Raw genomic sequence first — 13,090 nt, 5'->3', positions numbered from 1 at the left:
GTTTAATTTATGTCAAATACTTGCTGTTTTATGGAACAAAAAGAGAAATTATTGCTCAAAAGCAAAATTATTGCTATGGTCGAAAAGGCTCAGCTTGATATTATTAACATGGAAAACAATACCCAGCCTGTAAAACCAGAGAACTCGCTCGGCCGAATTAGCCGAATGGATGCAATTAATAACAAGAGCGTTATGGAAGCATCATTGCGCAATACAAGAAAAAAACTTGCTAAATTAAAAACTGCGCTATCTAATATTGATAATGAAAATTTCGGGATTTGTACTTATTGCAAAAATGAAATCCAACCGAAGAGACTTATGTATATGCCAGAAAGTGACCAATGTGTGAGGTGTGCAGCTAGACACTAAATAAGAAAATGAGACTGGATTAGTAAATCTACGCCTCAAAAAAGAAATTGGGCAAAAAAAAACAGGGTATCCTCGACGGTTCGACGATCCCTGCATAACCCCAAAAAACCAATTGAAAACAATTCTTTGCCCGCGAACTAGCGAGCTTTATTTTTTATAAAATCTTTATCTTATTACTTAATTACATCTTTAAGACGCACACTTTTCAAAAGGTCACAATCTTTTCAAAAAAAAGTAAAATAAATTTTCAAATTCAAACCTAAATGTCTCCGAAACCCTTTGATAATGGTCCTTTCAGTGCAATAAAAAAAAGTTGAGTTATTTTCATTTTTTTATGTGACCTCAATTTTTGAAGTCCGAAATGACGTGAATCGAACTATTGCTACCTTCTAAAAAACACATGTTCTGTGAGTTCATACTTCCTAGAATAAGAACAGGGCGCCGACGTAAGAACGTGACACCCTGCATAACCCCAAAAAACCAATTGAAAACAATTCTTTGCCCGCTAGTAAGCGAGCTTTATTTTTTTTATAAGATCTTTATCTTATTATCTAATTACACCTTTAAGACGGTACACTTTCAAAAAGTCACATTTAAAAATAAATTATTTTAAAATATTTTTAAATCGTCTTTATTTTCCTGCTCAATCTTCCCTTCATTATAAAAGAACAGGGCGCCAGTATAAGAACATGACACCCTGCATAACCCCAAAAAACCAATTGAAAACAATTCTTTACCCGCTAATTAACGAGCTTTATTTCTTTTAAAAAGATCTTCATCCTTTTGTTGTGACTATGAAACCACTCTAACAGTAGTTTAGTTCGAATATGTTTCCAAAAAAATTAATTAGTTGATATAGGTCAAGCTTTTCATTTCTCTAGGTGTAAATATATAATCTCCTGTGTAATTCCAAAAACTTTAACGTGTTTGTTTACGGAAACATGACTCTTTTAACATATTTACTTTAATTTTGTTTTTATGGCTAAAGCAAAAACTGTTTATATCTGCTCTAACTGCGGTGCTCATTCCGCAAAATGGATTGGAAATTGTCCTTCATGTAACGAATGGAATACCTATCAAGAGGAAATTATCCACAAAGATCCAAAAGCCGAAACCCGCGTAAAATATAGCTTCTCAGGAGATACAAAAGTAATTCCTATTCCACTAAGTGATGTTCAACAAGGTAATATCATTCGCAAGTCATCAGGAGATGCAGAACTGGATCGAGTTTTAGGTGGAGGCATCGTAAGAGGAGGCATTGTTTTACTTGGTGGACAACCAGGAATTGGTAAATCGACGCTTTTATTACAGCTCGCTATTAGGTCTAGCATGAAAATTCTTTATGTCTCTGGTGAAGAGAGTGAAGAACAAATTAAAATGCGGGCGGATCGAATCGGGATAACAAATAAGCAATGTATTATATATACAGAGACTTCTATCCCAGTTTTGCTGAAAGAAGCCATGAAACAACAACCAGACTTGGTTATTATAGATTCCATTCAGACCTTGCGCGTTCCAGAACTAGATTCTTCTCCAGGAAGTATTACTCAGGTTCGGGAGTCTACGAATGAAATAATGAAATTTGCAAAGACCTCACAGATTCCGGTTTTTATTATTGGCCATATTAATAAAGAAGGTGCAATCGCTGGACCAAAGTTGCTTGAGCACATGGTCGATACCGTATTGCTTTTCGAGGGCGACCAGAATTATTCTTATCGGATTATTAGAACTCAGAAAAACAGATTCGGATCTACAGATGAGCTTGCCATTTACGAAATGACTGCCGAAGGTCTACGTGAAGTTTCTAACCCTTCTGAAATTTTATTATCCCAGAGCGAAGAACTGCTCAGTGGTAGTTCAGTTGCAGCAACCATGGAAGGTCGTCGAACAATGTTGATCGAGATTCAAGCATTAGTGAGTACCGCCGTATATGGCACACCGCAGCGAAGTGTAACTGGATATGATCTGCGGAGACTCCACATGTTACTTGCTGTTCTTGAAAAAAGGGTTGGCTTTCCGATAGGCCAGTATGATGTTTTCTTAAATATAGCTGGTGGTATTAAAGTTATCGATCCGGCAACTGATCTCGCCATTGTTAGTTCCTTGATTTCATCGATGCAAGATATCAGTATCTCGAGAGAATATGCATTTGCTGGAGAGGTCGGTCTTTCGGGTGAAATTCGGGCAGTTCGAGGAATTGAATTGAGAATTCAAGAAGCCGCTCGGCTAGGTTTTACTAAAATATACATTCCAAAATCTAATGCTAAAGGTTTAGACTTGAACCGCTTCAGTATAGAAGTTGTTATGATCAGTAAAATCGAAACCTTATTTAATGATCTCTTCGGATAACAATGTTGTTTTTTTTGATAGTCAATGTGTGCTTTGTGGTAATCTACTGAAACTACTATTAAAGATTGATCGGAATGAAAAGTTAAGATTTGCCAGTTTGCAATCGGAATTTTCTAGGTCAATGTTGCCTTCTGAGTTTGTTGAAGCAGCTAATTACAAATCTGTAGCTTTTCTAAAAGATGGAGAATTGTATTTCTATTCTTCGGCTGTCATTGAATTGTTTTCGACCATCGGTTTTCCTTGGATGATATTTAAGATCGGATACATTCTGCCTAAGAAATGGCGAGACAAGTTATACATGAAGGTTTCTAATAATCGATATTCTTGGTTTGGGAAATCGGAGGCTTGTATGTTGCCAGATGAGAAATTGGCACCGAGGTTTGTGCATGAGTTAGATGTTTAAAAGATTCTTTTCTTGATGACAGCACTTTTTTAGTGATGTTATCAATTACTGTTAGATCTGTAAGCCGAGCAAAGAATGGAGCGTAGGCTAGGATTGCAGAGCTGAATGTGAATCAGAAACCAGAGGCTCTGCAATCCCTTCATCATTTTCATTTATTTCTCCAATATTAATACCTTCCTAAAAGTAAAACCTCCATTCTCATTAAATATTAAGTTCGGGCGTACAGATCCATAAGTTCGGGCTTACAGATCCCATAAAACGAATTCTAATCCCTTTCCTACGAATAATTCCCCACCCTCCCCCATCAGTAGTCTCCCCAGAAACAAGGCTTTTATCCCCATATCTTAGTATCGAATTAATAAAATAGAGCCTTATGTACAATCCAAAATTAAAATTACCAGTCTTTATCCTCGCCATGATGAGCATGTTCAATATCTATGCTCAGCAAGGAGAATCTCCTTATTTCGTGATCGAAAATGCGAAGCCAGGTGCAATGCCACTAGAAGCCAATAAAGCAGAAGTGTATATTTCTGGAATCATTGCAGATGTTACCTTAACACAGACCTACAGAAACAATAGTGATTCTATTATCGAAGCAGTATATGTTTTTCCAGGCTCTGCTCAATCTGCAGTTTATGACATGGAAATGCAGATTGGCAACCGCATCATTAAAGCTGAATTAAAAGAAAAAGAAGAAGCACGCAAAACTTACGAAAAAGCGAAAAGTGAAGGAAAACGAACAAGTCTTCTAGAACAACACCGTCCTAATGTCTTTCAGATGAATGTTGCCAATATCCTTCCAGGAGAACGCATAGACGTTCGAATTAAATACACGGAAAAAATCATTCCTACTCATGGAGATTACCAGTTTACATTGCCAACTGTTGTCGGACCAAGATACCATGAACCTAGTAAAGACAACCCTGCGACTTTCGTAAATATGCCTTATTCGAAAGAAAATAAAAAACCTGAATACTCATACGATATTGATATCTACCTTCAGGCAGGACAGACCATTCAGAAAATTTCTTCTCATTCACACCAAGTAAATATCACTAAGTTCAATGATAAGATTGCCCACATAGGAATACATGATTCTGAATTATTTGCAGGAAATAAAGATTTCGTCTTAAACTATAGACTTGCTGAAAACAACATCAGCTCTGGACTAATGCTGTATGAGCATGAAGCTGAGAACTTCTTCCTTGCTAATATTCAACCACCGAATATCTTAACAGACGCTCAAGTGCCTGCTAAAGAGTACATTTTCATCGTAGATATTTCTGGTTCTATGTACGGTTTCCCATTAGAGGTTTCTAAAAAAGTAATGAAAGACTTACTGAAAGGTTTGAAACCATCTGACAAGTTTAATGTGATGCTTTTCGCTGGAACTTCGTACATGTTTTCAGATACCAGTATGTATGCCGAAGAAGAAACCATTAACAATGTCATTAATAGCTTAGAAGAAAAACAAGGTGGCGGAAGTACACAATTACTTCCAGCATTGCAGAAAGCCATTAACCTTCCGAGAGTAGACGGTGGTTTGTCCAGATCACTTGTTGTGGTAACGGATGGGTACATCAGCATTGAAAAAGAAACATTTGAATTGGTAAGAAACAACCTGGATAAAGCTAATGTATTCGCATTCGGAATAGGATCAAGCACGAATAGATTTTTAATAGAAGGACTTGCGAATGTAGGTCAAGGGCTTCCATTTATCATTGAAAATGAAGAAGTGGCCTGTGACATCGCTAACGACTTCGTCAACTATATTTCCACTCCTAGCTTAAGTAATATCAAGATCCGTTACGAGGGTTTCGATGCCTACGATGTAGAACCGAAATCTATTCCAGACTTGCTGGGAGAACGTCCGATTAACATCATTGGAAAATGGAAAGGAAACCCTAACGGCAAGATTATTATCGATGGTTATTTCGCGGGAAATAAATATTCTCAAGTAATTAATATCAGTGATTATACACCTGACAGCAAGAACAAAGCACTAAGATTACTTTGGGCAAGAGAGAAAATAAGATTAATGGATGATTATCGAAAAGTATTATATGACGAAACACATAAGCAAGAGATGACGGACTTGAGCTTGAAATATAATTTGCTTTCTGCTTACACTTCTTTTGTGGCAGTGGATTACGAAGTCGCTCATGAGGGAGGTGAACCAATTAAGACTGTGAAACAAGCTTTGCCTCTTCCTCTAGGTGTAAGTAATAATGCGATCGGTGCAGAAATGTCAATTAAGAAAGTGAGTGTAGCAAAAACAGGTCAATTCTTAAAAATTGGCAATCCATCAGGAATCGAAGATGAAGTTTTATTGGCAAGTATCAGATTAAAGTTTGTGATGAAAATCAGCGCGCTTAAGAAGTGTTTCGCTGACCAAGAACTTACAGAAATACTGTTGACTTTGAAATTCAATGAAGAAGGGATGTTAGGTGGAATTGATTTTAGTGGCGAATTATCGAAAGAAGCTAAAGAATGCTTGAGAGAACAGATTATTAGTTGGGATTTCTCTACACTTAATATTGAAGCGCTTTCAGATGTATTGGTTCCTCTGACCATAAGTTAATCAAAGAATTTATACTCGGACCTGTTCTGCTTTAGCGGGAAGCCCGAGCATAGAAATAGTGTAAGGCAAGGACTGCGGAGCTAAATATTAATAGCGAGTCATGGCTCAGCAGTCTTTCCGTTGCACTTCAAGCTTACTTGTCCATATACAAAAACTGCGAAGTTAAATTCGAATAAATTAAATAGTTGTTTAAATTTTAAAATAGAAAAAATGAAAAATAAAGATAGATTAATGCTCCTTTTCAGTGTACTGTTTCTAGTCTTTGTCGTCCTAATATTTATCAATGGCGTCAAAATTGAAACTCCTACAGTGGAGCAAGAAACGACAGTAGAATCAAGAATCGATAATCGCCAAAGCATCACCTTTATTCTTGGTGAAGATCACGGTAATGAAAACAATTTCTACCAAAATGCGGAAGCTTATTTCAAGTACAATCCAAACGAGCGTTCAGATGAAATCATCACTGATGCGCGGTCATTAAATGAGATGATCGCTTTATTAAATGAAAATTTTCTAAAATCTGCCACACCATACAATGACATCCATGTAGTTGTACACAGCAATCCTTGGGCCGGAATAAGTCTTCCATTAAATGAAGGCGAAGAACGTCTAAATGCTGACCGACTTAATGATGCTATCGCTAATCTGCAAGTGACAGATTTGAATCCTCAATTGGCTGATGAGAACACCCAAGTTCATATCCATGCTTGTGGTCTTGGACAGAATAGAGCATTATTAGATGCATTAAGAAGGTCAATGAATGGTTTAAATATTGTTGCTAGCGATGGCTATGTCAATTTTAAAGCGGAAAATGAAAGATATATTAAGTCAGAAATGGAAGTTTACTACGCGTTTTTTCCTACAGCTTACAAACCTGCGGACTTACATTTAGCTCGTCAATTAGCAAAAAGATATCCGAATACAGATAAAGATTGGATGAAAGCAATGGAGCACTATTCATATCAATATAACATTCCAGTAGAATGGGAAATACAATACCCTGAATACGATGTCCCAGAGCTAGCTGATGATGTTGACAAAATGGAATGGTTGATGAATCAAGATGAACTAATGAATATCGTTGAGAAAACAGAAATACCATTTGATAATTTTCGCTGGATTGTAAAGAAAACAAGAGATAGCGTGAAGGTCTATGGAAAGGTAACGGTTTTGTGTGTTTTGGAAGAGATGAAAGTTTAGTCAAAGAGAAAAAATCGAATATTTTGATAGTCTGACCTGCATTCAGCTTATCTATATTATGAGGTGAATTCACGGCTTAATGTGATGGTTTTTAAGCCGAGCAACGAGGGTGGCAAGAAACCGTTGCATTTTTCCAAGTCGTTTTCCCAATCAGCTCAACGATCCTGTCGTTCCTCCGGCTCGGTGATCTGAACTTTAATAAGAAAACCAATTGATAGCCTCAGCTGGAGGTGAGACCATCATTTGGTTTTCCTCAATTGAACAAAAACTTTAAATACGATCGTTTATATTTACATTGTTTAATGTACTTAACACTTAAAATCTGAAAAAAAACACGTTCTATATCAAGATAATTTTCTTCTCCTTAGCGATTCTGCTAGGGCTTCAAGGTTTCGGGCAAAAGTATAATTTCAAATTCTACGATTCAGAAAACGACCTGGATATTTCTTCTATTACCACTATGGCTAATAGTAAGGATGGTTACCTATATATAGGAGGGCCTGAAACCGTATATCGATTCGATGGAAAAAATTCAGATCCCATTTTTCAGGATTTCAACCTTCCTTTCTCTGAAATTGACAACTTGGTAGAAGTGGGAAGGGATTCCTTGTTCCTTATGACCAATGGCAAACTCATTCTCTATGGCCAAGAAAGTCCTATTGTAGATGAAACCATAAATGCTTATGCACTGTACCGAAACAAAATCTTTTACGGAACGGATAATGGTGTAAAGTTTTACGATCGTGATGGCAATTACATTGACCGACCCATCCCTCTTTTAAAATTGGAAAACATCAAAATTAATGACCTAGTCATTTCAGACCATTTTTTATACATCGCTTCCGAAAAAGGTTTTTACAAATATGATATTGAAAACGAAAAACTTGAAAATTATAACCTCACAGAAAAGCTAGACCTGCAAAAGATTAAAATAGATCAATATGAATCGATGTGGAGTTATGATCTAAATGGTACGGTATTTAACATTGACCTAAAAAATAAAACCTATACTCCTTATTATAATGAAGGCTTCCAGATTAATAATCTAGCGATCGATTCTAGTGATCGAGTCTGGATCGGGACGACAAACAAAGGCATATTAAGACATGATCTGCGGAAGCAATCTTGGAAAACGATAGACCAGAGAAGTGGCCTTTCAGATAATCGCATCACGGAGATCATCGTAGATCACTGGGGAATGGTGTGGATTGCAACGGCAGACCAAATGCTTGCAAAGTTTATAGATCGGGATTATGAATTGTTCAATGTCTATGATGGCCTAGTAAGTGATGATGTTTCTGCGATTTATGCTCAGGAAGATCGTTTGTTATTTTCAGCTGGCAACAAGGGTGTTTATGCGTATCAAAACAGGAAAATCACCACTTTAATTGACTTAGATGTGAAATGTGAAAGTATCTATGCTGATTCACTAAATCTTTGGGTCGGGACTAATGGCAATGGAATCCTTAGACTTAGTAACAACGAAACAACAACTTATAGAAAGGCGGCGGGAATTCCGAGCGAATGGATTAATCATATCGTTAAAGATCAAGAAGAAAACATCTGGATTTCTACCTTCTCTAATGGCATCGCAAATTTGATTCAGCGCGATAGTTCTACCATAGTTGTCCGAAAATTCGGTAAGGAAGAAGGCCTTCAAGATCTGAACATATCTGCAATTCTAGCTAGTTCTTCTGGTGTTGTGTACTACGGAACACAAAGTGGTAGCATTGGTGCTTTTTATGGAAAAGTGCATCAAAGAATTCCTTCAGAAGGAATCATCTCGTCTACAATTACCGATATTATCCAAGGGCCAAATAACGAGATCTTTTTTGCGTCCTTGAACAACGGTGTTTTCGAACTGAAGCAAAACGAAAAAAAAGGAGGTCTAAGTAAAATTGAGCACTTTCCTGAATCTGTAAAAGCACTAGCGTTAAAAGGGAACGAAGTCTGGGCAGCTAATGATAAAGGAGTTTATAAGGATAGTCTTTCGTTTACAACAGGAGATGGATTTCCAAGCAATAAAATTATTGCAGGAGGCATGGTCGAATACCAAGATCGAATATGGATTGCGTCTCCTAATGGCATCATCAGTATTGGCGATCTAGCATCCGCTCGAAACGAACGAGTCCCACTAATTCACTTTAAAGATGTGCAAGCCAATTATAATCCGATTCCTATCAGTCGCGGAAGCGATCGCAATGCAGCGAGTATAGATTATAATGAAAATCAAATCAGTTTCGAATATGAAGGTGTCGATATTCATTCCACGAAAGATCTGAATTATAGTTACATTCTAGAAGGTCGAGATAAAGACTGGTCTCCATGGACAAAGAATGACAATCCAAGTTTCAGTAACTTAAGTGCAGGGAGCTACGCTTTTAAAGTTCGAGCAAAATCCGATGACGACGCGATTAGTGCTCCGATTTCTTATACTTTTGTCATCAATGGGCCCATATGGAAGAAGTGGTGGTTCTTCCCTTCCATCGCAATTGTTATAGGGCTGTTGGTGTTTGCGCTTTTCAGGCGAAGAATTCGAAATATCAAGAAAAAGAATGAGGAAGAAAAAGCGCAATTAGAATTGAAAAATAAGTTGCTAGAGTTAGAGCAAAAAGCAAATCAGCTACAGATGAATCCGCATTTTATTTTCAATGCATTAAATAGTATTCAAGCGACGGTTGCGAAGGAAGATTACAAGGATGCAAGAAGAGAAATTACAGATTTCGCAACGCTCATGCGGTCTATTTTATCAAATTCGAAGGAGCGGGTTATTACCTTACAAGATGAGTTGCAGTTGTTAAAAAAATACATTGACATAGAAAAAAAGTGTAGAACATTAGATTTCGAATATGAGATAGACATCCAAGATAAGATAGATGTCGCTGAAGCATTAATTCCTCCGATGCTCATCCAACCATTCGTAGAAAATGCAATCGTCCATGGCATTCAGCATTCACAAGCTGGTAAACTACAGCTAAATTTTAAATTACTGCTCGAAGACATTATGGAAGTTCGTATCATCGACAATGGAATCGGATACGAGACAAGTAAGAAAAAAAGTGTCCGAAAAAAACATAAATCCATTGCTATTGATGTTACTAAAGAAAGATTAGAGACATTGTTACCAATAAAGTACCACCCCGTTATTAAGATTAATCAAATCAGCAAGGAGGGAGGGACTGAAGTCGTTATTAGAATACCTGTTGAATACAATTTTTAGGAAATGAAAGGAATAATTATAGAAGATATGCCTGCGGCGGCTGAGCTTTTAAGAAAAGATTTAGAAGAGTACTGCCCAAATGTGGAGATTATAGGTCATGCAGAAAGTGTAATTTCAGCAGCTAAATTATTAAAGGCGAAGAAACCTGATATTGTCTTTCTTGATATTATGTTGGGCGATGGAACGGGATTTGATCTGTTACAAATTCTACCAGAAATGAATTTCAAATTGATCTTCGTCACGGCCTCAGACGAATATGCCATTCGGGCATTCAAGTATGCTGCGGTAGATTATCTATTAAAACCCATTAATCCAGAAGAACTCGTACAAGCGGTAGAAAGGGCAGAAGCGCAAATGGGCCATTCTTCAGAAAGTCTAGATTTATTAAATGAGACCATCGCAAAACCAGATGAACTGCCTCGGCGAATTTCATTGCATACGTTGGAGAAGATTATCGTGGTAGAAATCAAGGATATTATTCACTGCCAAGCTGAAGCAAATAATACCATCTTTTATCTGAAGGATCGCCCTAAAGTTTTCGTAACAAAGACGCTTAAGTTTTTCGATAAGATCCTTCAGCCACATGGATTTTCTAGGGTTCATCAATCTCATTTAATTAATGAGGATTATATTCATGCGTTTATCAAGAAGGATGGCGGATATCTAAAGATGAATAATGGAGATGAGGTTCCCGTATCGGTGAGGAAGAAAGCGGAGGTGATGGAAATGCTAGGAAATTTGTAGGTCCAAGATTGTCAATTAATTTTATCTTTATGGATTCATAAAACACTTTAATCCATGAACTTAAGACCCTTCTTCTTGCTCCTTTGTTTTTATTTCATTGTTAATGTGGGCAATGCTCAACAGAATTATCTCGTAGACCATTATGACGACCCTAGTCTGTGGACGCAAGTGGGTACTAATGTAGAAATTTCAGAGGGTGTTGTTAATTTTAAGAATTTGAGTTATGCTGGTCAACAAAGAAGGGTTTATAGACAGCTAGCTGAACCATTATTAACTACAGATGACTGGAAATTTTCTTTTGATTTTGTTTATAGCGAATTAGGATTTAGAAGTGGACCAAGTGTCGGCCATAATCTTATTGTATTAACTGAAGATAATAAAGAAAATGGTAGATTATGTCCAGATATAGCTTGTACTGGACAACCTATATCAGATACAGATTATATAAGTGTATATTATGGAAACGATTTAGAGGGTGGGAATAACAGATTTAGTATTAATTCAAAGATAAATGAAACCTTTTTTACATCTGATTTTATATTCTTTTACAACCTAAATCAAAAACTGTATTTTGATTTCGAGAAAGTAGGTGTTGTTTTGTCACTTAGTGTTTATGTGGATGAAGACCGAACAATACTTTTGAATAATCAAACTGTTACAAGTAATTTGTGTGAAATAGCGCCTTTAAATTTCATTCAACACTGTGCTTCTGCAGCTGGTGATTATCTCAGAGGGTTAACAGGCCAAATAGACAATTTAATCTTAGATAAAAATTATACAACCTCATGTTCTCCAGCTTCTAAGTGGTATTCTAATAACACCACCGTATTTCCTAACTTCACGAAAAATATCGGTATCGGAACTTCAGACGCTCAGATGAAATTATCCGTTGTAGGAAATGTAGGTGTAGAAGGTGATATCATTGCTAAAGGTGTTATCGCACGTCCAAGTGTCTGGCCAGATTATGTATTTTCTGAAGATTACAATCTGAAAAGCCTGGAAGAATTAGAAAAATACATTGATAAAAATGCTCATCTCCCAGGAGTACCTACTGAAAAAGAAGTTTTAGAAAACGGAAGTGATCTGGGTGCGACTAATGCCATTCTACTTGAAAAAATAGAAGAATTAACCTTGCATCTCATCGAAATGAATAAAAGAGTTAAAGAACTAGAAAGCATTATTTCAGAAGGCAAAAAATAAAGCAATCGATAGGAAATCTGATGGTAAATTACAATCAAAGAAAATTCAGGCCTGCCACCGTTTCTGATAATGGGGAAGTATCTCAGGAGGTAATTTTTGAATATTTTCAAGAAGGGCAAATCGTTACCAGTTCCTACGCTGGAGGTTCTATTGCTAAAGGACAACTCATCGGACTGGTAGATAAGGAAGGGAATATAGACATGAGGTATCATCAGATTCTTCATTCAAGTGTGATCCAAACAGGAATTTGCTTTTCCAAGCCAGAAGTATTGGAGGATGGACGGATCAGATTGCACGAAACATGGCAGTGGACTTCAGGAAATTTTTCTAAGGGAACATCTATTATAGAAGAAATATGAATACAAAAGAAGAGGTCATTCTAGAAAACAGTCGAGTTCGAATGAGCCCATTATCCATAACGCACTTAGATGACTTACTACCTATTGCCCTCAATCATCCGAAATTACTAAAATATTCCCCTTCGGCCTTTGGGACTAAAGAATCACTATCCGCCTATATTCAGAGTGCTATCAATCAACGAAACTCTGGCAATCGATATCCATTCGTGATTTTCGATAAACAGAGAAATGCTTTTGTAGGAAGTTCAAGTTTTGGAAATATATCGTCAGAAAATAAACGAATAGAAATAGGATGGACATGGTTAGATCCTATCGTTCATGGGACAGGCCTGAACAAATACGTAAAGCATTTAATGTTGACATACGCATTCGACACCTTAGATTTTCAAAGGGTAGAATTAAAAGCCGATGCTCGGAATATCCAATCCAGACGGGCCATGGAAAAAATCGGAGCGACTTATGAAGGAACATTAAGAAGTCATACCCTAATGCAAGATGGTCATAGGAGAGATACCGTGTATTATAGTATTTTAAAAAATGAGTGGCAACTCATCGTTCAAAAACTTTAATTCAAAACAGAAATAAAATTGACAACTTTTAACTGCCATAATTTATTGGAAAGAGCTGATTTTTTTTTCAGATTCCCTAAATAAAGTTAAATTGAC

At 36.8% G+C, this 13,090-nt stretch carries 10 protein-coding genes; all 10 read left to right on the top strand.

The window, feature by feature from the left end; genetic code table 11:
* The first annotated feature begins 30 nt into the window (after positions 1-30).
* On the top strand, positions 31-369 hold the full coding sequence (locus tag L2586_RS17880) for a TraR/DksA family transcriptional regulator (RefSeq protein WP_235294308.1): 339 nt from the start codon (positions 31-33) through the stop codon (positions 367-369).
* Between the two features lie 978 nt (positions 370-1,347).
* A complete protein-coding gene (radA, locus tag L2586_RS17875) occupies positions 1,348-2,718 on the top strand; it encodes a DNA repair protein RadA (RefSeq protein ID WP_235294307.1) in 1,371 nt (456 codons plus the stop codon).
* On the top strand, positions 2,702-3,121 hold the full coding sequence (locus L2586_RS17870; RefSeq protein WP_235294306.1) for a thiol-disulfide oxidoreductase DCC family protein: 420 nt from the start codon (positions 2,702-2,704) through the stop codon (positions 3,119-3,121). The genes radA and L2586_RS17870 overlap by 17 nt, the downstream gene beginning before the upstream one ends.
* 373 nt (positions 3,122-3,494) lie before the next feature.
* Positions 3,495-5,702 (top strand): VIT and vWA domain-containing protein, encoded by a 2,208-nt coding sequence (locus L2586_RS17865; protein WP_235294305.1) that lies wholly within the window; start codon positions 3,495-3,497, stop codon positions 5,700-5,702.
* Between the two features lie 210 nt (positions 5,703-5,912).
* Positions 5,913-6,902 carry a hypothetical protein gene (locus L2586_RS17860; RefSeq protein WP_235294304.1) on the top strand — a complete coding sequence of 330 codons (990 nt, stop codon included), beginning with the start codon at positions 5,913-5,915 and terminating at the stop codon, positions 6,900-6,902.
* A gap of 460 nt (positions 6,903-7,362) precedes the next feature.
* Positions 7,363-10,122 carry a sensor histidine kinase gene (locus L2586_RS17855; protein ID WP_235294303.1) on the top strand — a complete coding sequence of 920 codons (2,760 nt, stop codon included), beginning with the start codon at positions 7,363-7,365 and terminating at the stop codon, positions 10,120-10,122.
* Between the two features lie 3 nt (positions 10,123-10,125).
* The gene (locus L2586_RS17850; RefSeq protein WP_235294302.1) at positions 10,126-10,866 is read left to right on the top strand and encodes a LytR/AlgR family response regulator transcription factor; all 741 of its coding nucleotides are present in this window, start codon (positions 10,126-10,128) and stop codon (positions 10,864-10,866) included.
* A 54-nt stretch (positions 10,867-10,920) separates the two neighbouring features.
* Entirely contained in the window at positions 10,921-12,066 is a 1,146-nt protein-coding gene (locus L2586_RS17845) for a hypothetical protein (RefSeq protein WP_235294301.1), read from the top strand.
* A 20-nt stretch (positions 12,067-12,086) separates the two neighbouring features.
* Entirely contained in the window at positions 12,087-12,425 is a 339-nt protein-coding gene (locus L2586_RS17840; protein WP_235294300.1) for a hypothetical protein, read from the top strand.
* Positions 12,422-12,994, top strand: coding sequence for a GNAT family N-acetyltransferase (locus tag L2586_RS17835; protein WP_235294299.1), 573 nt, complete (start codon positions 12,422-12,424; stop codon positions 12,992-12,994). The genes L2586_RS17840 and L2586_RS17835 overlap by 4 nt, the downstream gene beginning before the upstream one ends.
* Positions 12,995-13,090 lie beyond the last annotated feature (96 nt).

The organism is Portibacter lacus, from assembly GCF_021533215.1.
In the GTDB taxonomy this organism is placed as follows: domain Bacteria; phylum Bacteroidota; class Bacteroidia; order Chitinophagales; family Saprospiraceae; genus Portibacter; species Portibacter lacus.
This window is presented reverse-complemented; position numbering and strand designations above follow the sequence as displayed.